Below are 24,231 nucleotides of genomic sequence, written 5' to 3' on the forward strand. Positions count from 1 at the left end.
CAGCGCCCTTCAGGGTGAAGGTCGCGCCGTCGTTGTTCGACGCCGTGCCGTTGTTCGCGGCCGAGCTGCCCGAGATCGTGATCAGCGAGGTGTTGCTGTTCAGGCCGGGGTTCAGCAGGTCGGCCACCAGAACGGCAGCCGTATTGTTGGTAGTGTTCTGGACAGTCACCGGGCCGACGAACGGGATGTTTACCGTCGTGTTGGTGGTCACCGAACCCTGATAGACCGTGCCGGCCATTGCGGGGGCGGCGATCATGGCGAGCGCGGCGGCGCCGGCCATCAGCGAAGCGAACTTCTTCATTTCAGTCTCTCCAAGCGAATGATTTCGCGAAAAATAGTCGATCGAGGCGGCAGTCCCTCCCCGTCCGATCTCGTCCAGTTAATCTTCCATTAACAACCGGTCAACAGTAAAAAACGCTGTTAGCTACGATTCAAAGATGTATTCGCGTAGCGAGCGAAATCTTTGTTTTGCTCATACAAAGCAAAAGTGCGTTTGCTTCTTCTTGAAGCAAACGCGACATCTATTCCGCATGCACGTTTAACTTGGGTGAGGACGTTCAGACGCGAGGCGTTACCGTCACGGTCAAGGTTTCAGTGTATTGACCAGCCAGAAGACCCGCCCCCGCAGGCTGACGCGTGCGGAACTCGATCTTGCCGCCGCCGGCGGCGATGCCGTCGCCGCTGCTCAGCATTCCCATATGGTCGACGCTGCTGAAGCTGGCCTGCACCGTACGCGGCTCGGGCCGAAGCGTCGGAACGGTCAAGGTGACATCATAGGGCAGCACACCCGCGAACGGTCCCTCGCCCTGCGGCTTGGTGACGTGAGCCAGACCACCGCGCGCCGAGGTCACGCCCAGGTCGAATGGCACGTTGCAGTTCAGTCCAAAGAGCGCGGTGGCGCGTTCGCCGCCCGTCAACTCGCCGAAATCGATATCTCCGCCGCCCTGGATTTCACACCGCGGCACGATCTGGCCGACGACGTTGACATTCAGCGTCTTGCCCACGTCGAGGTTGTCGGCGACAGGCTTGGCCAAGGCCGGCGACGCAACGGCGGTGACGACCAGCGCAACGGCGCCGCTCAAGCGACGGACCGACGCACGCAACGGCCTTGACGAATTTTGCATTGCCCCAATCCCATTTCCGTCCCCAGGACGGCCCGTCACCCCGACGGTTCGCCCCACCCCTTCCAAAAGCCGTGCCAACCCGAATCGAGACGTCCGGCGACGAGCAGGCTTTGGTTAACAATCAGTTAACGGTGGCCGCTTTACGCCTAAGAGCGGCGGTATGCAATGCGTTTGCTGAACGGCGTTGTGCGTCAGGCCGCCGCAAGGGCTTGGCGTTGGCCGACCTTCGTCATCGTCTTCGGTGTGGCTCGAGCGACGACGCCAGGTAGAGTGTTTCGCCGACCATCACGCGCGTCCTTAGCGTCCTATCGCGGGACAACCACGGCTAGCGCACTGTTTCACAATGGCACACAAAATAGAGTGGCCGCGGGCGATGGCGCCGCTTCGTGGCCAATGCGGCAACACGTCAAGGATCGGGATTGGAGCGGGTGAGGGGAATCGAACCCCTGACATTCAGCTTGGGAAGCTGACGTTCTACCTCTGAACTACACCCGCACAGAAAAAACGCCGGAGCGGCGTGAGCGCGCTCCAGCGTTGGTTGTTCTAGCCGCCGCAGCGGCCGCGCTCAAGGCAGAGGTTATTGCGCGGCTTCGACCGTCACGCCGCGCTTTTGCAGGATGGCCTGGACGCTGTCGTCGCCGGTCAGATGGGCGGCGCCGACGGCGATGAAGGCTGTGCCGGAGCCTTCAAGCAGGGTCTGAATCTGGTTGGCCCAGTCGGTGTTCCGATCGACCAGAATGGCCTGGTAGAGCGTCGGCGAAGCCTCTTTCATTTCCATGATGGTGACGCGGTCCAGCGTTGCGACGTCGCCCCGGGCCCAGGCCTCGACCATTTCATCCAACTTGGTGGCGGCGTTCTCGTAGTCCTTCAGCGTCTCGCGCAGGAAGACCAGTTGCACGTCGTCGGGCAGGCCGGCCAGGATGCCGATCTGTTTGTCGATGGTCTCGAAGCCGTGGATCGGCTTGCCCGCCGCTTCGGCCCGCGCCTTCAGCACCAGTTCGACGCCCGACTTGGGGTCGTAGCCGGCCTTGATCAGCGGCGCGACCGACAGGCTGAGCGCCGCCAGCCAAGGCTTCATCGGCTGAAGTTGGGCGGCGGAGGCGCCCATGGCCTGGGCGGCCGCGTCCAGTTCGGCGTTTTCTTCCGGCGTCAGACGGCTGGACAGGGGCGTCTCGGGCGACAGACCGTGCTGCTGGATCAGCGGCATGATGGCGGCCTGGTCATCCGGATTGCTGATCTCGAACCAGATGTCCGAGGCGCTGTCGAAGGCGGCCTCGACGCGGGGGCTGGCCCATCCGGTCGTCGGGCGAAGCACATGGACCGAGCCGAACAGATACAGCGTCGAGTCCGCATCCTTGACAACCCACAGGGCGGGGCCTTCGCCCTGGATCGGCGCGGGCACCGCCGGTGCGGCGGTCTGGGCCAGGGCGTCAGCTGGAACGCCGGCGATGGCGACGAACAGGGCCAGGCCGCCGGCGACACCCACGGCGCCACGCGCCAGGCTGGAAACGGACGACAGAAGGCGATCGGTGAAGGTCATGAGAGGTCTCGTTGTTGTCGAAAATGAAGGAAATGCAGGACGGATCAGGCCTGATCGTCCGAGAAGATGGATTCGATGGGCTGGCCGAAGACGCGGGCGATCTTGAAGGCCAGCGGCAGGGAGGGGTCGTAACGGCCGGTCTCCAGCGCGTTCACGGTCTGGCGCGACACGCCCAGATGTTCGGCCAGCTGCGCCTGGCTCCAGTCGCGCTCGGCGCGCAGGACCTTGAGACGGTTGTTCATGGCTCAGCCCCGCATCCGCGCCAGCCACCACCAAACCCAGACGACGGTATAGCCGATCAGCATGGGGGCGATCATCAAGGCGGCGCCGGCGGACACATAGTCGATGGGCGAGCCGCCCGAGCCGATTTCACGCGCGATGATGTCACGCCACGGCCCGGCCGAGGAAAGGATCAGGCCGACGCCGCTCACGCACATGCCGGCCGTGCCGCCCCAGTACCAGGCCGCCTTGTGCGCCTCCCGCGCAGCCTCGTCGATCACACGCATCCATTCGGCGCCGATCCACAGGGCGCCGGCCATGATGGCGGCGGCGAAGACTGCGGTCACGATCAGTTCGCCCATCTCGGGCGCGATCCATCCCGAACTGGAGGCGTAACCGACCGCGATGCCGCCGAGGAAGGCGAACAGCAGGCCGCCGCCGAACGTGATCACCGTAGCCTTGATTACCGGCCGCCACTTACGCATCAGTCAACACCCCTTGTCCTATTGACAAGCTACATTGACATCACGACCCCAGCGCTGTCAAGCGCCCTTTCCATGAAAGACGCCTTACTCGACCTTGGCGGCGGCGATCAGTTCGGGACGGGCGATGGCGCGGGGCGCGGTTTCGACCGGCGTCAGATCCGGCAAGGCCTTGCCCTCGTGATCGACCTGCAAATCCTCGAACCGGCGAGCCGAGACCATGACCTGGCTTTCGAGCGAACCGACGAACTGATTGTATTTGCCGACGGCTGTATCCAGCGCGCGCCCGACGGCGGAGGCATGACCGCCCATGACCGACAGCCGCTTGTAGAGTTCGCGGCCCAGGGCGGCGACCTTGTCGGCGTTGGCCGCCTGCTCTTCCGCGCGCCAGCCATAGGCGACGGCCTTGCACAGGGCGAACAGGGTCGAGGGCGTGACGATGACGACGCGCGAGGCCATCGCCTGTGTCATCAGGTCCGGCTCATGGTCCAGCGCCGTGACCAGGAACGCATCGCCGGGCACGAACAGGACGACGAAATCGGGGCTGGGCTTGAACTGGTCCTGATAGGCCTTGGACGACAGTTGGCGCACATGGGTCTTAAGGCTGGCGGCGGTGCGCAGGCCGACCGAGCGGGCGCGCGCCTCTTCGTCGCCCTCCCCGTCGTCGAAGGCGAGCGGGACCTTGGCGTCGATCACGAACATGCCGCCGCCGGGCAGGCGGACAATGAAGTCGGGCCGGTTCTGGCGGCCCTCGTCGTCGGCGCTAGACGTCTGCTCGGTGAAGTCGAACCGCCCCGCCATGCCGGCGGCCTCCAGCACATTGCGGCAGGTCTGCTCGCCCCAACGGCCGCGACGGCCCGTATTGCCGCGCAGGGCTTCGGTGAGCTTGCGCGCCTCGTCGCGCGTGGCGGAGGAGGCCGTCATCAGCTGGGCCAGTTGCTCGCGCAGCCCCCCGGTCTCTTCGGACCGCGTCTTCTCCAACGCGGCGACATGCTCCTGGAACTTGGTCAGGGTGTCGGCGACAGGTTTCAGCTGGGCGGCCATCCGCTCGCGCGCCAGCTGGTCCTGAGCGCGGAAGGTCTCGGTCGCGCGACTGACCATCTGATCCGCCACGACCTGGGCCGACTGCGCCGCCTGGGCCTTGAGCAGTTCGCCCATGGTCACACGGCTTTCCTCGACCAGATCGATGCGCGCTTCGGCCGCCGCCAGCGCGCCGCTCGTCTTCTGCCAGCCCATATAGGCCCACAGAAAACCGCCTGCGAACGCGGCGGCCAGGACAGCGAGGATCGGCACAAGCATGTTCATGCTCCGTTCCTAACGGGAGTCGCCTTCAATGAGAAGCGGGGCCCTTCCGGCGCCGCTTGTCCGGAACGTCGCCGTTGCGATGACGTTGGTGTCTCAGCCATTTGCACGAAGGACCCGCCCATGACCCCGGAAAAGCCCCACCGACACGACACTGCCGCCGATGCGGTGCACGACGGCCGGCCGGTCGACGCCGAACTGGTGCGCAGCGGACGCAAGAACCCGCGCATCGCCGTCATCCTGGCGGTTTCGACCCTCGCCGCCGCGGTGCTGCTGTTGGGCCTGTGGTTCGTGACCAACGGCGCTTTCAACGCCAAGAACGCTGAGACGGGTCCTGAGGCCGCCGCCGCCGAGACCCAAGCGTTCGCGGGTGACAGCCAGACGCCGCCCGCCGCCGACGCGCCAACGGATTCGACGGGCCGCGCCGTCGCCACACCGACGGGCGAAGCGCCGAACGTCAACGCCCCGACGGTGCCTTCGAACTAACTCGGTCAGGCCGGGCGGCGGGCGCGAAGGGCTTGGACGATGGTGCCGTCGTCCAGCCAATCCAGTTCGCCGCCGACCGGCACCCCGCGCGCCAGCGAGGTGGTCTCCACATCCGGCCCGGCGATCCGTTCGGCGACATAGTGGGCGGTCGTCTGGCCATCGACCGTGGCCGGCAGGGCCAGCACGACCTCGCGCACGCCCCCGCCCCTCACGCGCCCAACCAATTCGGTGACCCGCAGATGCTCGGGTCCCACGCCGTCCAGAGCGGACAGCAGTCCGCCCAGCACATGATATTTTCCGCGAAAGGCGCCGGATCGCTCCATCGCCCACAGGGCGCCGGCCTCCTCGACCACGCAGATCAGGCCATTGTCACGCGATCCGTCCGAACAGATGGCGCAGGGGTCGCGCGTATCCGGCGCGCCGCAAACCGAGCACGACACGACCTTTTCCGCCGTCTCGGCCAGCGACGCCGCCAGCGGCACCAGCAACTGCTCGCGCCGCTTCAATAGAGCCAGCGCCGCGCGCCGCGCCGAGCGCGGACCCAGGCCCGGCAGTTTGGCGAGAAGGGAGATCAGCCGTTCGATCTCCGGCCCGGCGGAGACGGCCATCAGAACAGTTTCGGCATTCCGGGAATGTTCATCCCGGCCATGGGGCCTGCGGCCTCGCGCATCAGGGCGTTGTTTTGCTCATCCAGCTTGCGCTTGGCGTCCGCATGGGCGGCGACGATAAGATCGGCCAGGATCTCGCCCTCGCCCGGGCTCAACAGACTGTCGTCGATCTTGACGGCCGTAATCTCGCCAGGCCCCTTGAGGGACACCGAGACGAGGCCGCCGCCGGACGAACCCTCGGCTGTGGTTTCAGCCATCCTGGCCTGGGCGTCCTGCAGCTTTTGCTGCATCGCCTGGGCCTGCTGCATCAGTTGGGTCAGATCTTTCATGCCCTCTAGATAGGGCGAAGAAGGCTCGGGCGACAGAGGGCTTGTGCTTAGTGCGCGATATCGAAACCGAGCATTTCGGGATTGGCGCTTGCGGCTGTTACGAAACGACCTAATTAGCACCTGTACTCGTTGCTATTTAAATCAGGAACGCAACCCCATGGCCTATGACGCTACTCATCAACGCGACGTCCCGCTGTCGGACGCCGCCCTGTCGCAATTGTTCACCGAGGCGCGCACGCGCAACGGCTGGACCGACCGCCCCGTCGCGCCGGAACTGCTGCGCAAGCTGTATGACCTGACCAAGTTCGGGCCCACGGCGGTCAACGGATCGCCCGCCCGCTTCGTCTTCATCACCTCACCCGAGGCCAAGGCCCGCCTGATCCCGCTGATGAGCGAAGGCAATCGCGACAAGACGCAGCAGGCCCCGGTGACGGTGATCGTCGGTCAAGACATGGACTTCCACGACCATCTCGACGTCCTGTTCCCCCACGCGCCGGGCGCCAAGGCCTGGTTTGCAGACGAGGCCGGCCGACGAGAGACCGCCTTCCGCAACGCCTCGCTGCAGGGCGGCTATCTGACCATCGCAGCCCGCGCCCTGGGCCTGGATGTCGGGCCGATGTCCGGTTTCGACGCCGCCGGCGTGAAGGCCGAGTTCTTCCCCGAAAGCAATGTCGAGCCGAACTATATCCTCAACCTCGGCTATGGCTCGGACGAGAACTTGTTTCCACGCTCGCCGCGCCTGTCGTTCGACGAGGCCGCGCAGGTCCTCTGAGCCGAGCGCTCAGCCCGAAACGAAGAAGGGCGGCCCGTCGGGCCGCCCTTTTGTCGTTCATCGCCGCAGCGATCAGGTGTTGGGCGGCGCAGACGCCGTCGCAGCGGGCGGGGCCGCCGGGGTCGCCTGAGACGCGGCGGGCGCGCCGGCGGCCGGGGTGGTTCCGGTCGCTTCGGTCGCCGCGGCGCCCTCGGTCACCGGGGCCTCGCCCGTCGCAGGCGCGCCGGCTGCCGGCGCGGCCGCGCCAGGTTGACGGGTGGGATCCGGCGCCGGGATGGCGAAGCCGCCCGAGCCCTGAGTGCGCAGCCAGGCGATCAGATTGATGCGCGTCTGGGTGTCGCGGATGCCGGCGAAGGACATTTTGGTGCCGGGCACATATTTGGCCGGGGCGGTGATGAAGCTGTTGATCTGGTCATAGCCCCAGGTCGGCGCCTCGGCCTTGTGCTTGGCCATGGCGTCGGAATAGGCGAAGCCCGGACGGTGCATGACCGGCCCGCCGACCACGCCCCACAGGTTCGGACCGATCTTGTCGGCGCCGCCCTGATGCGCGTCATGGCAGGCCTGGCAACGTGCGAAGGCGGCCTCGCCGGCGGCCAGATCGGCGGTCGGCAGCACCGTGCCCCAGTCGGGCGCCAGTTCAGCGGCTTCACCGCCGGCGGCCTCTTCCGGCGCATCGACGAAATAGCCCATCTTTTCGGGGGCTTCCGAATGATAGACGAGGCCCGAGGCCTGCTGGACGACCAGGATGACGAACGCCGTCCCCAGAGCCGCGCCGAAAATCTTGTTCCACTTAAGATCGCCGCTCATACGCCTGGTCGTTTCCCTCTGCCGGCCGGGCCCCTCGAAAACACGCCCCGGACATAATCTTGCTTTGGCGTCTCTGGCACGGTAGCGCCGCCTTCGCAACCGGCCCAACGCGCGACGGGCCAGACAGGCGTCAGGGAAGTCGATGAATCCGTTGATAATGATACCGGCTCGCATGGCCGCCACCCGCCTGCCGAACAAGCCGCTGGCCCTGATCGGCGACACGCCGATGATCGTGCGCGCCTATCGCCAGGCCGAGGCCTCGGGCCTGCCGGTCGTGGTCGCCGCCGGCGATCCCGACATCGTCGAGGCGGTAGAATCCGCAGGCGGCCGCGCCGTCCTGACCGACCCGGCCCTTCCGTCGGGCTCGGACCGCATTCGCGCCGCCGTGGACGCCATCGACCCCGAGGGCGATTTCGACGCCGTCATCAACGTTCAGGGCGACATGCCCTTCGCCAGCCCCGGTCTGGCCGTCGCCTGCGCCGCCATTCTGCACGGCGAGCCAACCTGCGACATCGCCACCCTGGTCGCCGCCGAGGCCGACGGGTCGGACCGGACCAATCCCGACGTGGTCAAGGCGGTGCTGGCTCTGGGCGAAGGCGAACGCCAGGCGCGCGCCCTCTATTTCACGCGCTCGACCCTGTACGGCGACGCCCCCGTCTGGCGCCACATCGGCGTCTATGGCTATCGCCGTGAGGCGCTGAACCGCTTCTGCGCCGCGCCGCCGTCGCCGCTGGAAAAACGCGAGAAGCTGGAACAGCTGCGCGCCCTGGAAATGGGCATGCAGATCTGGGCCGCCGTCATCGACGAAGCCCCCCTGTCCGTCGACAATCCCGCCGACCTGGAGGCGGCGCGGGCGTTGGCCTAGACCTCCTCGACCCAGGCCTTGATCAGGCTGTGGGCGATGGCGAAGGGCGGCGGGGCCTGAATGCTCGGATGCTCGCCCGCCAGCACGGCGCGCGCCTCGGCCCGCGTCAGCCAGGCGACGGCTTCCAGTTCGGTCTGATCCGGTTGCGCCTGATCGTCCGACACCTCCGCGATCAGGCCGATCATCAGTTGCGACGGAAAGGGCCAGGGTTGGCTGGAGTGATAGGCCGTGGCGATCACGGTCAGGCCGGCCTCTTCCTTCACCTCGCGGGCGCAGGCCTCCTCGATGGATTCGCCCGGTTCCAGGAACCCGGCCAGGGCCGACATTCGTCCGGCAGGCCAGGCCGTCTGACGGCCCAGCAGGCAGATGGGCTCCGCCCCGCCCTTATAGACCGGCAGCATGATGGTGACCGGATCGACGCGCGGGAAATGCTCGGTCCCGCAGGCCGGGCAAATCCGCTTCCAGCCGCCCGACGCCGTCTCGCTCGGCGTGCCGCAGTTGGCGCAGAAGCCGTGTTTGCGGCGCCAGTCGAACAGGCTCTTGGCCCCGCCCGCGATCGCCGCATCCGCCGCCGGCAGGATCGCCGCCGCCGCCCGCAACTCGTGAAAGGCGCCCAGCCCGGCCAGCGGCCCGTCGGTCGGATCGATGGAGCCTTCGAACTCGATGGCGAAGACGGGTTCGTCGTTCCACAGGCCCAGAAACGCCTCGCGGTCCCGCACCAGGGTGCGCGCATGGCGCATCTGCAGCCACGCCAGCCTCGGCCCCTCGCCCGTCTCCTCGATCAGAGGCCGCCCCTCCCAGAGCACCAGGGCCTGGGCGTAGGGCTTGGCGGCCTGCTCGGCCAGCCAGTCGGGATCATTCCTCAGGTCCCCGGCCCGATCGAGCGGATTGCCAGCGAAGGTGTTCTGATGGGCCATGCGGGTTTGTAGCTCTTGATTCCAGCCTTCGCACCCGTCATATCTCCGCTCGGAGATCGCGGGCGAAGGCTTCGCCAATCTGGTCAGGGCCGGAAGGCAGCAGCCACAACGAATTCCCCTTCGGGTCGCGGTCTCTACTTCCTCACATCTTTAGTGCGCTATCGCTCGCCGCGCGGCGGCTCGCTGCTTGAGCGCGTTGGTGCGTCACGTCTCCTCCCCACCTGTGGGGAGGGGGACCGCGAAGCGGTGGAGGGGCTCTTGCAATCCCACAGACGCCGGAAGGCGGTAAAACCCCCTGCGTCACGACGCGAAGACGCGCCGCGCCACTCCCCGCAAAGCAGGGAGGCGACTCGGTGAGAATCGCTTCTTCCCGCCCCTCAGCCGCTGTAAGATGTCTTCCCATGACGGACAGCGACACGAATCTCGACGGCCCGCCCTGGGAAGAGGACGACGTCGCCCCGCGCGACGAGAACACCGACGACATGTTCGGCGCGCCGGCCGCAGCTCCCGAGCCGGTCGTGGCGCCCGCTGCCGCCCCCGTCGCCAAGCCCGCCGCCCATGCTGAGGTCGCGGCTCACGTCGATGACGGCGCCGCCTATCAGGTGCTGGCGCGCAAATACCGGCCGCGCACCTTCGAGGACCTGATCGGGCAGGAGGCGATGGTGCGCACCCTGACCAACGCCTTCGCCACGGGCCGCATCGCCCACGCCTTCATGCTGACGGGCGTGCGGGGCGTCGGCAAGACGACCACCGCCCGCCTTCTGGCCCGCGCCCTGAACAACGAAACCGACGTCATCGACAAGCCGTCGCTGACCCTGACCGCCCACGGCCGGCACGACGCCGCCATCATGGCCGGCCAGCATATGGATGTGATGGAGATGGACGCGGCGTCGCACACCGGCGTCAACGACATCCGCGACATTCTGGAAAGCGTCCGCTATGCGCCTGTCGAGGCGCGCTACAAGGTCTATGTGCTGGACGAGGTCCACATGCTGTCGACGCAGGCGTTCAACGCCCTGCTGAAGACGCTGGAAGAGCCGCCGCCCCACGCCAAATTCATCTTCGCCACCACCGAGATCCGCAAGGTGCCGGTGACGATCCTGAGCCGCTGCCAGCGCTTCGACCTGCGTCGGGTCGAGCCGGAAATCCTGGTCGAACACCTGGGCCGGATCGCAGACCGCGAAGGCATGAAGATCGAGAGCGACGCGCTGGCCCTGATCTCGCGCGCGGCCGAGGGGTCGGTGCGCGACGGTCTCTCGCTGCTGGACCAGGCCTTGGTCCAGGCCGAGCGGGGCGAGACGGTCAAGACCGAGACGGTGCGCGACATGCTGGGCCTGGCCGACCGGACCCAGACCATCGCCCTGTTCGAAAGCATCATGGCCGGCCGCACGCCCGAGGCGCTGGAGAGTTTCCGCACCCTCTACGGTTTCGGCGCCGATCCGGTGCAGGTGACCAACGATCTGCTGGAACATTGCCACGCCGCCTCGGTCGCCAAGATGCTGGGTCCGAACGCGACCCGCCTGCCCAACGATCAGGCGCAGAAGCTGGCGGCGCTGGGCGCGGCCATTCCGGCGGCGACGTTGTCGCGCACCTGGCAGATGCTGCTGAAGGCGCTGGACGAGGTGCGGCGCGCGCCCAACCCGGCCGATGCGGTGGAAATGGTGATCGTGCGCCTGGCCTATGCCGCCGATCTGCCGGGACCGGAGGAGGCGCTGAAGCGGCTGCAGTCCGGTGAACCGATGGGCGGCGGCTCGGCCCCGCGTGGCGGCGGTGGTGGAAGCGGCGGCGGAACTTCGGCGCAACTGGCCGCGCGGCCGGTGATGGCGCCTGCCCTGCCCGATCCGCAGACCTTCGAACAGGTCGTCGCCCTGATCGGCGAGAAGCGCGAGGTCGGACTTCAGATGGATGTGGAGCGGTATGTGAAGCCGGTCTCGTTCAAGCCCGGCGCCATCGTCTATGAAAGCGTCCAGGGCGCGCCCATCGAACTGGCGCGCAAGCTGTCGGCCCGCCTGCGCGAATGGACTGGCCGCACCTGGCTGATCGCCGCCAACGGCCAGGGCGGAGCCGAGACGGTCATTGAGATCCAGAAGAAGGCCCGCGCCGCGGAACGCGCCGAGGTCGAGGCCAATCCCTTCGTCCAGGCGGTGCTCCAGGCCTTCCCCGGCGCCAAGCTGGGCGAGATCAAGACCATCGCCCCGACCGTGGTCACCCCGGAAATCCCCGACGTGGTCGAGGACGACGACGAGGACTGAGGGTTCGGCCTATCGCGGCGCGCGCTTGGCAAGGATGCGTTGCAGGGTGCGGCGGTGCATGCCCAGGCGGCGCGCCGTCTCCGAGACATTGTGGTCGCACAGCTCATAGACGCGCTGGATATGCTCCCAGCGCACGCGGTCGGCGCTCATCGGGTTTTCGGGCGGTTCGGGCGAGTCGCCGGTGGCGAGCAGGGCCTTGACCACATCGTCGGCATCGGCGGGCTTGGACAGATAGTCGACGGCGCCGGCCTTGACCGCCGCGACCGCCGTGGCGATGGCGCCGTACCCGGTCACCATGACGATGCGGGCGTCCTCGCGCTTTTCGCGCACCGCCTCGACGATCTTCAGGCCGTTGCCGTCCTCAAGCCGCATGTCCAGCACGGCGAAGGCCGGCGCCTTGTCGCGCAACAGCTGCATCGCCTCGGCGACGGATTCAGCGGTCGTCACCTGAAAGCCGCGCGCCTCCAGCGCCCGCCCCATGCGGGTGCGCAGGGCCTGGTCGTCGTCCAGCAGCAGCAGGGACTTGTCAGGAAGGGCGGCGATGCGGGCTTCGAGTTCTGACATGCGTTTCTCTCTCCTGCCGCTTCAAGTCGGGACGGGTAGCGCGCGGGTCAAGGCCAAGGTTCCGCCTGCGACGCTTCGACCCAATCGCCTCATGCCGCGACCTCCAGCGCCGGCCGCGCCCAGCGCACCGCCACGCGTGCGCCACGCGGGGCCGCCTTGGCCTCCGATTGCGGCAGGCCCTGGCCCACGCTGACCGAGCCGCCGGTCCGTTCCAGCAGGGTGCGGGCGATGAAGAAGCCCAGCCCCATGCCGCCCTGGCTGGGGGCGATGGGCGGCTCGACCGTTCCAGATGCCAGGGCGCGAGACTTGGACGGTCGGGCGGCGGCGGCGATCTGGGCGGCCAAGGCCTGGCGCGCCTTGCCCTGCGGCCGACTGGTCACATAGGGCTCGCCCAGCCGGGGCAGGATGTCCCCCGCAAAGCCCGGGCCATCGTCCAGAATCTCGATCTCGATCCAGCCGGCGTCCACCACCGCCTGGACCCGCACCGTCGTCTTGGCGAAATCGGCGGCGTTCTCGACCAGGGTGGACAGGCCGTGGATCACCTCGGGCATCCGGCGCACGCGCGGCGCGGGCTGACCCGGCGGCGTCTTGACCAGCACATCAAAGGCCAGGTCGAAGCCCCGGTGGGGCTCCACCACCTCTTCCAGCAGGGCCTTCAGCGAGACGTCGGCATAGAGGGCGTCGTCGCCCTCGGGCTGCTGCGACAACTGGGTCAGAATGCCCCGGCACCGTTCGGCCTGTTGCAGGATCAGGGCCGCATCCTCGGCCGCGTCGCTATCGGGGGCCGAGGCGCGCTGAAGCTCCTTGGCCACCACCTGAATGGTCGCCAGCGGCGTGCCAAGCTCATGCGCCGCCGCCGCCGCCAGCCCGCCCAGCGCCGCCAGCCTCTGTTCGCGTTGCAGCACGTCCTGGGTGGTCGCCAGGGCCAGCTCCAGCTTCTCCGCATCGGCCGCCACCCGCCAGGCGTAGCCGGCGGTGAAGACCACGCCGGTCACCAGGGCCATGGCCATGCCGAGACGATACAGGGTCGGCAGGTGGAAGTTCTCGTGCGGTCGCCACGGCAGAGGCTCGGACCAGAAGAACAGCACCCCGACCGCGATCAGGGCCAGCACGCCCAGCATCAGGGCCTGACGCGCCGGCAGGGCCGCCGCCGCGATGGTGACGGGCGCGACCAGCAGCAGGCAGAACGGATTCTCCAGCCCGCCGGTCAGACCCAGCAGCACGCCCAGCTGGAAGATGTCGAAGCCCAGATGGATCGCGGTCGTGCGCCCGTCCGGCAGGCTGGCCTCCAGCCGGCGCACCCGCGCCATGGCCCCCACGTTCACCGCCGCGCTGATGGCGATCACGATCAGGCACGGCCAGAGCGGCAGCGGAAAATGCAGCCCCTGATGCGCCGTCAGGATCGCCGCGCTCTGGCCGATGATCGTCAGCCAGCGCAGAACGATCAGGGTCCGCAGTGAAAACCCCCGACCGCGACGCGGCGCATCGCTCCAGCCATTCAACGGCTCCGAAGAGGATGCGCCGTGCGGCACCATGCGGGCTTCTGTCGAGGTCACACGCCTTCTATAGACCGATCACATCCGTTTCGTGAGAGGCCGTCATGCCGCGTCGTTCCATCCTGCTGTTCGCGGGCGCCTGCATCGCCATCGCCGTGGCGCTGGCCATCATCACCGTCGTCGTGGTCAGCGGTCGTGCGCCGACGTCGGACGGCGACGCGGTGACGTCGACCGGCCAGCCCCTGGTCGGCGGCGACTTCAAACTGGTCAATCAGGATGGACAACCCGTCGATCAGACGATGCTGAACGGCAAATGGAGCCTGGTCTTCTTCGGCTTCACCTACTGCCCCGAGTTCTGTCCGACCACCCTGGCCGAACTGGGCGCGGTGCAGCAGCGGCTGGGCGACAAGGCGGACAATCTGCAGATCGTCTTCGTCAGCATCGACCCTGAACGCGACACGCCCCAGGCGCTGAAGGACTATCTGTCATCCGACGGCTTTCCCAAGGGGACCATCGGTCTGACGGGCACGCCCGAACAGGTGGCGACCGCCGCCAAGGCCTACCGCGCCTTCTATCAAAAGGTCGGCGAGGGCGAGGGCTATACGATGAACCACTCCCTGACCGTCTATCTGATGGGCCCGGACGGCAAGTTCCGCACCGCCGTCGCCTATGGAATGGGTCCGGACAAGACAACCAAGATCATCGAACAGGCGATGGCGCGGGGTTACCAGCGACCCCATAATCCTTTTGCAGGGTGATGCATTATATGTTGCCCTGCACAAACGGCGCTCGGCCGTATCGGATCGTCATGCTCTACGCCTTTCATGAACTCGCCTACCAGTCGGCCCTGCCGTTCCGGGTCGGCGCGCAACTGGCCCGCAGCTTCTGGACCTCGCCGTTCAACCCGGCGGCCGACACCGCCATCGGCCGCACGGCCTACGCCTCGGCCGAACTGTTCGAGAGCGTGACGCGGCGCTACGGCAAGCCGGCCTGGAAGCTGGAAACCATCGACATCGGCGGCAAGCCGGTGCGCACCACCGAACAGGTGATCTGGCAGAGCCCGTGGTGTCGCCTGGTCCGCTTCGCCCGCAACATCGGCGACCTGAAGCGCGCCAAGAAGCCCGCCTCCGGCCCGGCCGTCCTGATCGTGGCGCCGCTGTCGGGCCACTACGCCACTCTGCTGCGCGGCACGGTCGAGGCCTTCCTTCAGGACCACGACGTCTATGTCACCGACTGGGTCAACGCCCGCCAGGTGCCGATGCTGGAAGGGCGGTTCGACTTCTTCGACTACATCGACCACGTCCGGCTGATGCTGGCCGAGATCGGCGGCCGCGCCCACGTCGTCGGCGTATGCCAGCCCGGCCCGCCGGTGCTGGCCGCCGGCGCGGTGATGGCCGAGGACGAGGACGAAAACCGTCCCCTGTCGATGACCTTCATGGGCTCGCCCATCGACGCGCGCCTGTCGCCGACTGTGACGAACCAGCTGGCCGAGGAAAAGCCCTTCACCTGGTTCAAGTCGAACATGATCCACACCGTGCCCCTGCCCTATGCGGGCTTCGGGCGGCGCGTCTATCCGGGCTTCGTCCAGCTCTACAGCTTCATGTCGATGAACGAGGATCGCCACCGCGACGCCCACTGGAATTATTTCACCAGCCTGATCGCCGGCGACGGCGACGAGGTCGAAAAGCACGAGGAATTCTACGACGAATATCTGTCGGTGCTGGACCTGACCGAAGAGTTCTATCTCCAGACCATCGACATCGTCTTCCAGCAGCATCTGCTGGCGCGGGGCCTGTTGGAGCATCGCGGGCGCAAGGTCGATCTGTCCAGGATCACCGACATCGGCCTGATGACCGTCGAGGGCGAGAAGGACGACATCTCCGGTGTCGGCCAGACCCAGGCCGCGCACGGCCTGTGCCCCAACATTCCCGAAGATCGCCGCGTCCTCTACGTCCAGCCGGGCGTGGGCCATTACGGCGTGTTCAACGGCCGTCGCTTCCGTGACGAGATCTATCCCCGCGTGCGCGATTTCATCGCCCAGAACGAGGCCGCCGGTGGCGTACCGCAACGGTCAGCGGCTGCCGCTTGACGAAAGCGGGGCCGGCGCCGGTCCCGTCCTCAGACTGTCGGTCAATCCACGTGCGCGACGTCTGTCGGTGCGGATCGACGCGCGAGCCGGCGAGGCCGTGGTCATCGCCCCGACCGAGCGAGGCCTGAGCCAGGCCGTCGCCTTCGCCCGATCCAAGGCCGTCTGGATCAGCGAACGCCTGGCCGTCCGCCCCAAGAGCCGCCCCCTGGAACCGGGCCAGGTCATCTCCCTGCGCGGCAGGCCCGTGCGGCTTGAGGCCGTGTCCGGCGCGAGCGCCGCGCGTCTGGTCGAGGACGGGACGATCATCCGCTCGGGCGGCGAGGGCGAGGCCTACGCCCGCCGCGTCGAAAACCTGCTGAAGCGCGAGGCGCGAGACACCCTGCTGGAACGCACCGACCACCATCTGCGCGCGTTGGGCCAGGGCCCGGTCAAGATGGGCATCGCCGACACCCGGTCGCGCTGGGGCTCGTGCAGCCCGCACAACCGCACCATCCGCTATTCCTGGCGCGTCATCATGGCCCCGCCCCCGGTCATCGACTACCTCGCCGCCCACGAGGTCGCCCATCTGGTCCACGCCGACCACAGCCCGGCCTATTGGTCCGTAGTCGAACGGCTTGTCGGGGACTACAAACCCTGGCGCAAATGGCTGAAGGATTACGGCGCCGCGCTTCACGCCGTGGGGCGGTAGGCGGAAACTCCGGCGGCAGGGCGCGTTTCAGCATGGCCCGTCCACTCAGGATCGCCCCATGAAAACGATGATCACCCTATCGATCGCGCTCGGCCTCGCCGTCACCACCGCCTCGTCCGCCAGCGCCCAGTCTCAAGCCACCATGAACGCCAACGCCGCACAGGAACTGCAGCGCGCCGATCGGGCGCTGAACAGCCAGTACACGACGACGATGGGACGGCTGTCGCCCGCAAGCCGCACCCTGCTGCGCACCGCCCAACGCACCTGGATCAGCTTCCGCGATCAGCAATGCCGCTTCGAAGCCTCCGGCTTTCAGGGCGGTTCCGCCTATCCGATGGTGCACTCGACCTGCCTCGCGCGTCTGACAACAGAGCGGACACGCCAGTTGCGGACCCTCAGCCAATGTCAGGAAGGCGACCTGTCCTGCCCCCGCTGACCCAAGCCTGAAATGCAAAGGGAGGCGACCGCCGGGTCGCCTCCCTTTTTTACGCGCCGTTGGCGTCGCGATCAGAAGAACAGGGCATCGCCCTTTCGCTCCGGCGCCGGGCGGCCTTCGGGCTGCTGCGGGTTCGGCGCATCGCGATAGCCGCCCTTCGGCGACGCCGGACTGGACGGCTGCGGCGACGGCGGCTGCATCGGCGCCTGGTCGTCCGGGACATAGGGCTCCCCGGCAAGGGGATCGACGGGTTCGATGGGCAGGCCGTTCTGGTCCAGCCCGCTCATCAGGTCGCCGACCGGATCGGGCGCGACCCAGCCTTCGGGCATGGGCGGACCGTTGGGGATGGCGGGGGCGTCCAGGCGCGGCAAGGCCGCCTCCATGAAGCCCTTCCAGATGGCGGCGGGCGACGAGCCGCCGGTCACGCCGCGCATGGCGGTGTTGTCGTCCTTGCCCACCCAGACAGCGGTGACGAAGCCGCCGGTATAGCCGACGAACCAGGCGTCCTTGTAATCCGAGGTCGTGCCGGTCTTGCCCGCCAGGTCGCGGCCCGAGATCGCCGCCGACCGGCCCGAGCCGCTGGTCACGACGCCGCGCAACATCTGGTTCATGTAGTACAGCGACGGATTGTTGATCGCCTGACCGCTCTGGCCCGACTGGCGCTGATAGATGACGCGGCCCTGCGGCGTGCGGATGCGGCTGATGCCATAGGCGTCGACACGGCGCCCGCCATTGGTGAAGGCGTCATAGGCGGTGGCCATCTCGATCGGCGAGACCTCGACCGCGCCCAGCGCCATCGCCGGCTCCAGCCCGATGCGGCTTTCGATGCCCAGGCGGCGCGCGGCGCGGGCCACGCTGTCGCGCCCGACCTGATCGGCGACATAGGCCGCCACCGTATTGGTCGACTGGGCCACGGCCTGGGCCAGGGTCATGTTTCCGCTGAAGGTGCCGGAATAGTTGCGGGGCGACCAGTTGCCGATAGTGATCGGCTGATCGACCACCGGGGTCTGGGGCGTATAGCCGGCCTCGACCGCCGCCAGATAGACGAAGGGCTTGAAGGCCGAACCCGCCTGGCGCTTGGCGTCGACGGCGCGGTTGAACTGGCTGTCGGCATAGGAGGAGCCGCCGATCATGGCCCGCACCCGGCCGTCGCCGTCCAGCGCGACCAGGGCCGCCTGCTGCACGCCCTTGCCGGCGTCACGATCCAAAATGCGGCGCACCGACCGCTCGGCCGCCGTCTGCAGCGTCAGGTCCAGCGTGGTCTCGACCACCATGTCCTCGGTCGGTTCGCCAACCAGGCTGCGGATCGACTTGTCCAGCCAGTCGATGAAATACTGGGCGTGCTGGGTCGCGAGCGTCCGCGAGACGATGACCGGCTGGGTCACGGCCTGTTCGCGCTGGGCGGCGGTGATGACGCCGGCCTCTTCCATCTCGTTCAGCACGACGGTGGCGCGGGCGGCGGCGCGTTCGCTCTCGGACACCGGCGAATAGCGCGAGGGCGCCTTCAGCAGACCGGCCAGCAACGCAGCCTCGCCGACCGTCAGGTTCTTGGCCGACTTGTCGAAATAGCGCTGCGACGCCGCCTCGATTCCGTAGGCGCCGGCGCCGAAATAGACCCGGTTCAGATAGAGGGCCAGGATCTCCTTCTTGGAGAATTTCATCTCCAGCCAGACGGCCAGCATCAGCTCCTGCACCTTGCGGCGCATGTTCTGGTCGGGCGTCAGGAACAGGTTCTTGGCCAGCTGTTGCGTCAGGGTCGAGCCGCCCTGCACCACCCGCCCGGCGCGGACGTTGGTCGCCATTGCTCGCATCATGCCGATGGGGTCGAACCCGGGGTGGTGATAGAAGCGCCGGTCCTCGATCGCGATGAAGGCGGCCGGCACATAGTCCGGCAGGGCGTCCAGATCGGCGGGCGGCGCCATCTGGGTGCCTCGCGTCGCGATCAACGCCCCATTGCGATCCAGATAGGTGATCGAGGGCTGGCGATCGACCTGATACAGGCTGGAGGTGTCCGGCAGGCCGCGCGCAAAGACGGCGAAGAAGACGACCAGGAAGATCAGCCCCCAGACCGCCAGCACGGCGCTCCAGTAGAACAACCGTCCCAGGGCCGACCGGCGGGGCTTGCCCTGCGCCTGTGGTCCGCCCGCGTTCACCGGTCCCGCCATGTCCGTCCTTCAGATGCCGCCTTGGGCGAGTTATCGTTCATCGGCTGTGTATCGCGTATGAACACCCCGCCGAAACGGTCCCGCCGACTTCACGGGATCGTGAGCGGCTATTTCGCCGAAAGAAAGGCGCGCCCGGCCAGCCACACGTGGGTGTCCGCCCTGGCGTATTCGACGGTCATGCCCACGTCGGCCTTGTTCTGATGAAGGCCGACGATCCGTTTCTCCGACGGATGGGTCACCGCGCGCTATTTCGCCAGGAAGGAGTCCAGGTCGGCGTAGAAGGCCTGGGGCTGGTCGAACATGATGAAGTGGGCGCTGTCGTCGATCCGCTTCAGCTGGGCGTCCTTCAGATTGGCGAACGACATCCGATAGATGCTGTCGGTGATCTGGGGCGTCATGCGCGGATCGTTGAACTTGGCGTACACCACCTCGGTCGGGGCGGTGATCTTAGACAGTTCGGGACGCAGGTCCGTCGTGATCAGCTCGCGGAAGGCGGCGGCCGAGACCTTCTGGTCGCTTTCGCGCATGTCTTCCAGCGCCTCGGCGCGGCGGCTTTCGGTGTTGATCATGCCGTTGATGCTGGTGGTCGCCTGGGCGACATAGGCCTCGCGCGGGCTGTTGGCCTGGGCGGCCCAGATCTGGTCGGCGACCGGCGTCACGCTTTCAGCCGAGGCGCCCGGCGCGGCGAACATCGCGCCCATGAAGGGGATCATGTCGACCACCATCAACTTGCCGACCGCATCGGGATGGCGCGCGGCCAGCATCATGCCGATGGTGCCGCCCATCGAATGGCCGACGACGACCGGCTTGGTCAGGTCCTTTTCACGGATATAGCGGGCGATCTCTTCGGCGACAGGAGCAGCGACCGGCGAAGGGGTCGCGCCCTGCGCATTGCCCTCGGCCGGCGCGCCGGCGAAGCCCTGGACGTGGACGCGGTGTACGCGCCAGCCCACGCCGTCCTGCGCCGTCAGATGATCCACCGTCCCCTGCCAGATCTCCGGCGACGAGCTGAGGCCGGGGATCAGGATGATGTCGCGCCCGCCGGCGTCGCCGTCGACGCGGACGTGGATGCGGTCGGACTGGAAGTCGGCGTGCTGATGGCCGGGGGCATGGCCGCTTTCGGCATGGGCGCCGTGCCCGTCCTGCGCGAAGGCCGCTGGGGCAACAGCGATCAAGACGGCGGCCGCTGCGGCGCCGACGGTGCGGTTCAGAATGGATGCGATGGTCATGATCAAACTCCCCTTTGACGCCCGCTTATGCTGCGCTAACTTTGATATGTAAAGTTCTCTGTCAGGTGACATGAGACAGGCGGCGCGCGGCTCTGTTAGACAGTCGGCATGAAGCCCGCCGACGCCGCTCCCGTCCAGTCCCCCCAGGTCGAACCCGCCCCTTCAAAAGCCGGCGCGCAGCCGTTCGGCAAGGGGTTCGTCACCGACGCCTGGTATTTCGTCGCCCTGGGCCGCGACGTCGCCCCGGCCAGCCTGAAACGCTACGAGATCATGGGCGAGCCGGTGCTGATCGGCCGCACCCGCGCGGGCCAGGTCTATGCGATGCGCGACATCTGTCCCCACCGCGCCGCGCCCCTGTCGGCCGGCAAGCTGGTCGAAAAGCCCGGCGAGGGCGAGACGGTCGAATGCCCCTATCACGGCTGGCGCTTCCGGCCCGACGGCGTCTGCGCCGCCATTCCTTCGCTAGTCGAGGATCAGGCGTTCGAGGCGAACCGCATTCGCGTGCGGTCCTATCCGGTGCGCGAGAGCCAAGGGATCGTTTTCGTCTGGATGGCGTCGGACGCCCGCAATCCGATGGAGCCGGACCATGAGCCGCCGCTCTTCCCCGGCGTGGTCGGCGGCGAGGCCAAGCTGGTCGAGGCGATGGATTTCGACAGCCATATCGACCACGCCGTCGTCGGCCTGATGGACCCCGCCCACGGCCCCTATGTCCACCAGCAATGGTGGTGGCGGTCCGAACATTCAATGCACGAGAAATCCAAGGCTTTCGCCCCGACCGCGTTCGGCTGGGCTATGGTGCGCCACGCCCCGTCGTCGAACAGCCGGCTCTACAAGATCTTGGGCGGCGCGCCCGCGACCGAAATCACCTTCCGCCTGCCGGGCTTCCGCTGGGAGCACATTCAGGTGGGCGAAAAACAGGTCCTGGCCCTGACCTGCCTGACCCCAATCACCGACACGAAGACGCGCATCACCCAGATCTTCTGGTCCGACCACTGGGTCTTCGGCCTGGCCAAGCCTTTCCTGCGGATGGGGGTGGTCGCCTTCCTGAAACAGGACGGCGGCATGGTGAACCTGCAGAACGAAGGCCTGCGCTACGACCCCGCCCTGATCTGGATCGACGACGCCGACAAACAGGCCAAATGGTATCAGCAGCTGAAGCGCGAATGGGCGAAGAGCCGGGTGGAGGATCGGCCGTTCGTCAATCCGATCCAGCCTGTGACGCTGAGGTGGAAAAGCTGAAGACGAACGTCTGCTCCCCATCAAGACGGGGAGGAGACTGTATCGTTAGAGCTTCAGCCCGTTCTCCTTAGCCAGGTCGACCAGCTTCACCATCGGGCGCGGGCCCCAGTGGGCGATGACTTCGGACGCCGCCAGCGAGCCCAGCTTGCCGGCCTCTTCCAGCGTCAGGCCGCGCGCAAGGCCCAGCAGGAAGCCGGCGGCGTACTGGTCGCCGGCGCCCGTGGTGTCGATCACCTTGGCGACCGGATAGGCGGCGACCACGACGCGCTCGTCGCCCTTGATCACGACCGAGCCGTGCTCGCCGCGCGTGACGGCGGCGATCTCGACGATGGCGGCCAGTTTCGCGGCGGCGGCGTCGAAGTCTTCGGTCTCGAACAGGGCGCCCAGCTCGGCCTCGTTGGCCAGGACGATGTCGGCGGACTGGGTGATGAAGTCCAGCAGTTCGGCGCGCCAGCGGGCGACGACGAAGGTGTCCGACAGGGTGATGGCGACCTTGCGGCCCGCCTTGTGCGCGGCGGCGGCGGCGCGTTCGAAGGCGGCGCGGGCGGGCGCCGGATCGAACAGATAGCCTTCCAGATAGACGATCTCGCTGGCGCCGATCAGGGCCTCGTCGATGTCGTCGGCATACAGCTGGTTTGCGGCGCCCAGGAAGGTCGCCATGGTGCGCGCGCCGTCCGACAGGACGTTGATCAGGCAGCGGCCGGTGCCGAAGCCCTGATCCGCCCCGCCCGTCAGAACCGGGGTGTCGAAGTGAACGCTGGCGGCGCGGATGTCGTGGCTGAAGACCTGGCCCAGCGTATCGTCGGCGACCTTGCCGATATAGGCCGCGCGGCCGCCGAACGAGCCGACGCCCGCCACGGTGTTGCCGGCCGATCCGCCCGAGGCCTCCACGCCCGGCGCCATGGCGTCGTACAGGGCGGCGCTGCGTTCGGCGTCGACCAACTGCATGGAGTTGGGCGCTAGGTCCTGGGCTGTCAGGAAGGCGGCGTTGCAGGGGCTGAGGACATCGACGATGGCGTTGCCGACGGCGCAGACATCATATTGGGCGGTGTTCTGGGTCATGGTCGCGCCTTAGCCGGTGAATGCCCGCACGTCACCCGAAATCATATAAGGAAGCCCTTATATGCTCCGCGTCGCTTCGGTATGAGGGCCGCATGACCCAGATCGCCGTCCTGACCCCCGATCCCGCAGACAAGACCTATGTCGGGCGCTGGCCCGAGGTGCTGGAACGGTTGAAGGCGACGCTGGAAAGCACGGGCGCGACAGTCACGGCAACGCCCTGGACCGATCATGTCGGGGACGCGTCGAGCCTTGCAGCCTACGACCTGATCCTGCCCGTCATCGCCTGGGGCTATCACCGCGATCATGACCGCTGGCTGAAGGCTTGCGCGACGTGGAGCGAGGCTGGCCTGGCGGTCGCCAATCCGGCCGAGGTGCTGCGCTGGAACTCCGACAAGACCTATCTGGCGCGGCTGGCGGACAGGGGCGCGCCGATCCCGCCGACGCGCTGGACCGACCGCGTGACCCAGGATCAGGTGGACGCCGCCTTCGCCGAGACGGGCGCGTCGGTGCTGATCGTCAAACCCACGGTGTCGGCCGGGGCGTTTCGCACCCTGCGCCTGGCTCCGGGCGAGGTGTTGAGCGATGCGCCCGAGGGCGCGGCGATGATCCAGCCCTATCTGAAATCGATCGAGACCGAGGGCGAGACCTCGCTGCTGTTCTTCGGCGGCCGATTCAGCCATGCGGTCAACAAACGGCCCGTGGCCGGCGACTTCCGCATCCAGGTGCAGTTCGGCGGACTGTATACGGCCGTCACGCCGGACGCGGCGGCGATGGCCCTGGCGCAGCAAGTGCTGGCCGCCATCGACGAACCGCTGCTCTATGCCGGCATCGACATGGCCCGCGACGACGACGGCCGATGGGTGCTGATGGAGGTCGAACTGATCGAACCGGACTTCTATCTGGACCACGACCCCGCGAACGGCGCCGGCTTCGCCGAGGCCGTCAAAGCGCGGCTTGAGCCTTAAGCCGCCTCGCGCAAGGGCGGCAGCAGATTGTCCAGGTCGAGCAGGCTGATCAAGGCGCTGTCGACGGCGAAGACGCCGGAGACGACGCCTGCACCCTGAGCTTCGCCCATGTTCGGCGGATCCTGCCGCGCCGCATCGTCCAACTGCATGATGTCCGACACGCCTTCGACCAACAGGCCGACGGTGCGTTCGCCGCAGCGGACGACGACGATGGCATTGCGCGCGGACGGCTCGGTCGTGGGCAGGCCCAGCCTGACCGCCAGATCGATAATCGGCAGCACCGTCCCGCGCAGATTGACCACGCCCCTCATATAGGCCGGCGCTCCGGGCAGAGGCGTGGTCGCCGTCCAGCCCCGGATCTCCAGCACCGAGGTGATGTCGATGCAGAAGGCCTGGTCCCCGACGCGGAAACCGACCAGTTCACGCTGGCCTGGCGCACGGTTCGTCATCAGAACTCTTCCCAATCCGACTGAACTGCGGCCACAGCCGCCCTTCCGCCGCCGCCGGCCGCCATGCGGGCTCGCGCAGGGGCGGCGTGGACGCGGGCGAAGCTTTCGACCCGCGCCTGAGCCTTGTGGACGGCTGTCGGCGCCGC

The 24,231-nt window shown here is 67.5% G+C and carries 27 protein-coding genes, 1 tRNA gene and 1 other RNA gene; 11 read left to right on the plus strand and 18 right to left on the minus strand.

Features of this window, described 5'->3' with window-relative positions; translation table 11 throughout:
• From QRN13_RS14505 to QRN13_RS14535, 7 genes are all read right to left on the minus strand, one after another.
• A partial coding sequence (locus QRN13_RS14505) for a hypothetical protein (RefSeq protein ID WP_284878465.1) occupies nucleotides 1-301 on the minus strand: 301 nt, incomplete at its 3' end.
• 256 nt (nucleotides 302-557) lie between these two features.
• Nucleotides 558-1,082 carry a hypothetical protein gene (locus QRN13_RS14510; RefSeq protein ID WP_284878466.1) on the minus strand — a complete coding sequence of 175 codons (525 nt, stop codon included), beginning with the start codon at nucleotides 1,080-1,082 and terminating at the stop codon, nucleotides 558-560.
• A gap of 462 nt (nucleotides 1,083-1,544) precedes the next feature.
• A tRNA-Gly gene (locus QRN13_RS14515) sits at nucleotides 1,545-1,619 on the minus strand.
• Between the two features lie 82 nt (nucleotides 1,620-1,701).
• Complete coding sequence (locus QRN13_RS14520) at nucleotides 1,702-2,664, minus strand: TraB/GumN family protein (RefSeq protein ID WP_284878467.1); 963 nt, start codon at nucleotides 2,662-2,664, stop codon at nucleotides 1,702-1,704.
• A gap of 44 nt (nucleotides 2,665-2,708) precedes the next feature.
• Entirely contained in the window at nucleotides 2,709-2,906 is a 198-nt protein-coding gene (locus QRN13_RS14525) for a helix-turn-helix transcriptional regulator (protein WP_055754453.1), read from the minus strand.
• A gap of 3 nt (nucleotides 2,907-2,909) precedes the next feature.
• A complete protein-coding gene (locus QRN13_RS14530; RefSeq protein WP_055808990.1) occupies nucleotides 2,910-3,368 on the minus strand; it encodes a hypothetical protein in 459 nt (152 codons plus the stop codon).
• Nucleotides 3,369-3,452: 84 nt separating this feature from the next.
• On the minus strand, nucleotides 3,453-4,670 hold the full coding sequence (locus QRN13_RS14535; protein ID WP_066629380.1) for a DNA recombination protein RmuC: 1,218 nt from the start codon (nucleotides 4,668-4,670) through the stop codon (nucleotides 3,453-3,455).
• Nucleotides 4,671-4,790: 120 nt separating this feature from the next.
• On the opposite strand from QRN13_RS14535, the gene QRN13_RS14540 reads away from it, so the two are divergent.
• The gene (locus QRN13_RS14540) at nucleotides 4,791-5,153 is read left to right on the plus strand and encodes a hypothetical protein (RefSeq protein WP_055754450.1); all 363 of its coding nucleotides are present in this window, start codon (nucleotides 4,791-4,793) and stop codon (nucleotides 5,151-5,153) included.
• A gap of 5 nt (nucleotides 5,154-5,158) precedes the next feature.
• Here the strand turns inward: QRN13_RS14540 and recR are convergent, their stop codons facing one another.
• Both recR and QRN13_RS14550 read right to left on the minus strand, forming a co-directional pair.
• Nucleotides 5,159-5,761 carry a recombination mediator RecR gene (gene recR, locus QRN13_RS14545; RefSeq protein WP_284878468.1) on the minus strand — a complete coding sequence of 201 codons (603 nt, stop codon included), beginning with the start codon at nucleotides 5,759-5,761 and terminating at the stop codon, nucleotides 5,159-5,161.
• On the minus strand, nucleotides 5,761-6,090 hold the full coding sequence (locus QRN13_RS14550; RefSeq protein WP_284878469.1) for a YbaB/EbfC family nucleoid-associated protein: 330 nt from the start codon (nucleotides 6,088-6,090) through the stop codon (nucleotides 5,761-5,763). The genes recR and QRN13_RS14550 overlap by 1 nt, the downstream gene beginning before the upstream one ends.
• A 157-nt stretch (nucleotides 6,091-6,247) precedes the next feature.
• On the opposite strand from QRN13_RS14550, the gene QRN13_RS14555 reads away from it, so the two are divergent.
• Entirely contained in the window at nucleotides 6,248-6,862 is a 615-nt protein-coding gene (locus QRN13_RS14555; protein WP_284878471.1) for a malonic semialdehyde reductase, read from the plus strand.
• A 72-nt stretch (nucleotides 6,863-6,934) separates the two neighbouring features.
• Here the strand turns inward: QRN13_RS14555 and QRN13_RS14560 are convergent, their stop codons facing one another.
• On the minus strand, nucleotides 6,935-7,669 hold the full coding sequence (locus QRN13_RS14560; protein WP_039244051.1) for a c-type cytochrome: 735 nt from the start codon (nucleotides 7,667-7,669) through the stop codon (nucleotides 6,935-6,937).
• 142 nt (nucleotides 7,670-7,811) lie between these two features.
• Between QRN13_RS14560 and QRN13_RS14565 the strand changes: the two genes are divergently transcribed.
• Nucleotides 7,812-8,534: a 3-deoxy-manno-octulosonate cytidylyltransferase gene (locus QRN13_RS14565; RefSeq protein ID WP_284878472.1), complete on the plus strand. Its 723-nt coding sequence runs from the start codon at nucleotides 7,812-7,814 to the stop codon at nucleotides 8,532-8,534.
• On the opposite strand, the gene nudC is transcribed toward QRN13_RS14565, so the two are convergent.
• On the minus strand, nucleotides 8,531-9,451 hold the full coding sequence (gene nudC / locus QRN13_RS14570) for an NAD(+) diphosphatase (RefSeq protein WP_284878474.1): 921 nt from the start codon (nucleotides 9,449-9,451) through the stop codon (nucleotides 8,531-8,533). The genes QRN13_RS14565 and nudC overlap by 4 nt on opposite strands.
• Nucleotides 9,452-9,498: 47 nt before the next feature.
• Between nudC and ffs the strand changes: the two genes are divergently transcribed.
• Nucleotides 9,499-9,594, plus strand: an RNA gene (gene ffs / locus QRN13_RS14575) — signal recognition particle sRNA small type.
• A gap of 258 nt (nucleotides 9,595-9,852) precedes the next feature.
• Entirely contained in the window at nucleotides 9,853-11,703 is a 1,851-nt protein-coding gene (locus tag QRN13_RS14580; RefSeq protein ID WP_284878475.1) for a DNA polymerase III subunit gamma/tau, read from the plus strand.
• A gap of 9 nt (nucleotides 11,704-11,712) precedes the next feature.
• Here the strand turns inward: QRN13_RS14580 and QRN13_RS14585 are convergent, their stop codons facing one another.
• A complete protein-coding gene (locus tag QRN13_RS14585) occupies nucleotides 11,713-12,267 on the minus strand; it encodes an ActR/PrrA/RegA family redox response regulator transcription factor (protein ID WP_055754444.1) in 555 nt (184 codons plus the stop codon).
• Nucleotides 12,268-12,356: 89 nt separating this feature from the next.
• Nucleotides 12,357-13,823 carry an ActS/PrrB/RegB family redox-sensitive histidine kinase gene (locus QRN13_RS14590; protein ID WP_284878476.1) on the minus strand — a complete coding sequence of 489 codons (1,467 nt, stop codon included), beginning with the start codon at nucleotides 13,821-13,823 and terminating at the stop codon, nucleotides 12,357-12,359.
• Nucleotides 13,824-13,867: 44 nt separating this feature from the next.
• On the opposite strand from QRN13_RS14590, the gene QRN13_RS14595 reads away from it, so the two are divergent.
• From QRN13_RS14595 to QRN13_RS14610, 4 genes are read left to right on the plus strand one after another with little or no spacing between them, the layout of a single operon-like run.
• Complete coding sequence (locus tag QRN13_RS14595; protein ID WP_284878477.1) at nucleotides 13,868-14,521, plus strand: SCO family protein; 654 nt, start codon at nucleotides 13,868-13,870, stop codon at nucleotides 14,519-14,521.
• Nucleotides 14,522-14,571: 50 nt separating this feature from the next.
• A complete protein-coding gene (locus tag QRN13_RS14600) occupies nucleotides 14,572-15,852 on the plus strand; it encodes a polyhydroxyalkanoate depolymerase (RefSeq protein WP_039244043.1) in 1,281 nt (426 codons plus the stop codon).
• Nucleotides 15,818-16,540, plus strand: a complete 723-nt coding sequence (locus tag QRN13_RS14605) for a M48 family metallopeptidase (RefSeq protein ID WP_284878478.1) — start codon at nucleotides 15,818-15,820, stop codon at nucleotides 16,538-16,540. The genes QRN13_RS14600 and QRN13_RS14605 overlap by 35 nt, the downstream gene beginning before the upstream one ends.
• Before the next feature lie 58 nt (nucleotides 16,541-16,598).
• The gene (locus QRN13_RS14610) at nucleotides 16,599-16,976 is read left to right on the plus strand and encodes a lysozyme inhibitor LprI family protein (RefSeq protein WP_284878479.1); all 378 of its coding nucleotides are present in this window, start codon (nucleotides 16,599-16,601) and stop codon (nucleotides 16,974-16,976) included.
• 71 nt (nucleotides 16,977-17,047) lie between these two features.
• Here QRN13_RS14610 and QRN13_RS14615 read toward each other — a convergent pair whose 3' ends face one another.
• The 3 genes from QRN13_RS14615 to QRN13_RS14625 form a co-directional block, all read right to left on the minus strand.
• Nucleotides 17,048-19,141, minus strand: a complete 2,094-nt coding sequence (locus QRN13_RS14615) for a transglycosylase domain-containing protein (RefSeq protein ID WP_284878480.1) — start codon at nucleotides 19,139-19,141, stop codon at nucleotides 17,048-17,050.
• Between the two features lie 107 nt (nucleotides 19,142-19,248).
• Complete coding sequence (locus tag QRN13_RS14620) at nucleotides 19,249-19,380, minus strand: hypothetical protein (protein WP_284878481.1); 132 nt, start codon at nucleotides 19,378-19,380, stop codon at nucleotides 19,249-19,251.
• Nucleotides 19,381-19,386: 6 nt separating this feature from the next.
• Nucleotides 19,387-20,370, minus strand: coding sequence for an alpha/beta fold hydrolase (locus QRN13_RS14625; RefSeq protein ID WP_284878482.1), 984 nt, complete (start codon nucleotides 20,368-20,370; stop codon nucleotides 19,387-19,389).
• Nucleotides 20,371-20,478: 108 nt separating this feature from the next.
• On the opposite strand from QRN13_RS14625, the gene QRN13_RS14630 reads away from it, so the two are divergent.
• The gene (locus QRN13_RS14630; protein ID WP_284878483.1) at nucleotides 20,479-21,609 is read left to right on the plus strand and encodes a Rieske 2Fe-2S domain-containing protein; all 1,131 of its coding nucleotides are present in this window, start codon (nucleotides 20,479-20,481) and stop codon (nucleotides 21,607-21,609) included.
• Between the two features lie 45 nt (nucleotides 21,610-21,654).
• Here QRN13_RS14630 and QRN13_RS14635 read toward each other — a convergent pair whose 3' ends face one another.
• Complete coding sequence (locus QRN13_RS14635) at nucleotides 21,655-22,671, minus strand: adenosine kinase (protein ID WP_284878484.1); 1,017 nt, start codon at nucleotides 22,669-22,671, stop codon at nucleotides 21,655-21,657.
• 92 nt (nucleotides 22,672-22,763) lie between these two features.
• Between QRN13_RS14635 and QRN13_RS14640 the strand changes: the two genes are divergently transcribed.
• A complete protein-coding gene (locus QRN13_RS14640; RefSeq protein WP_284878485.1) occupies nucleotides 22,764-23,636 on the plus strand; it encodes an ATP-grasp domain-containing protein in 873 nt (290 codons plus the stop codon).
• On the opposite strand, the gene QRN13_RS14645 is transcribed toward QRN13_RS14640, so the two are convergent.
• Entirely contained in the window at nucleotides 23,633-24,085 is a 453-nt protein-coding gene (locus QRN13_RS14645) for a chemotaxis protein CheW (protein ID WP_284878486.1), read from the minus strand. The genes QRN13_RS14640 and QRN13_RS14645 overlap by 4 nt on opposite strands.
• Between the last annotated feature and the right edge of the window lie 146 nt (nucleotides 24,086-24,231).

Source organism: Brevundimonas sp. MEB006b (genome assembly GCF_030209705.1).
Taxonomy (GTDB): domain Bacteria; phylum Pseudomonadota; class Alphaproteobacteria; order Caulobacterales; family Caulobacteraceae; genus Brevundimonas.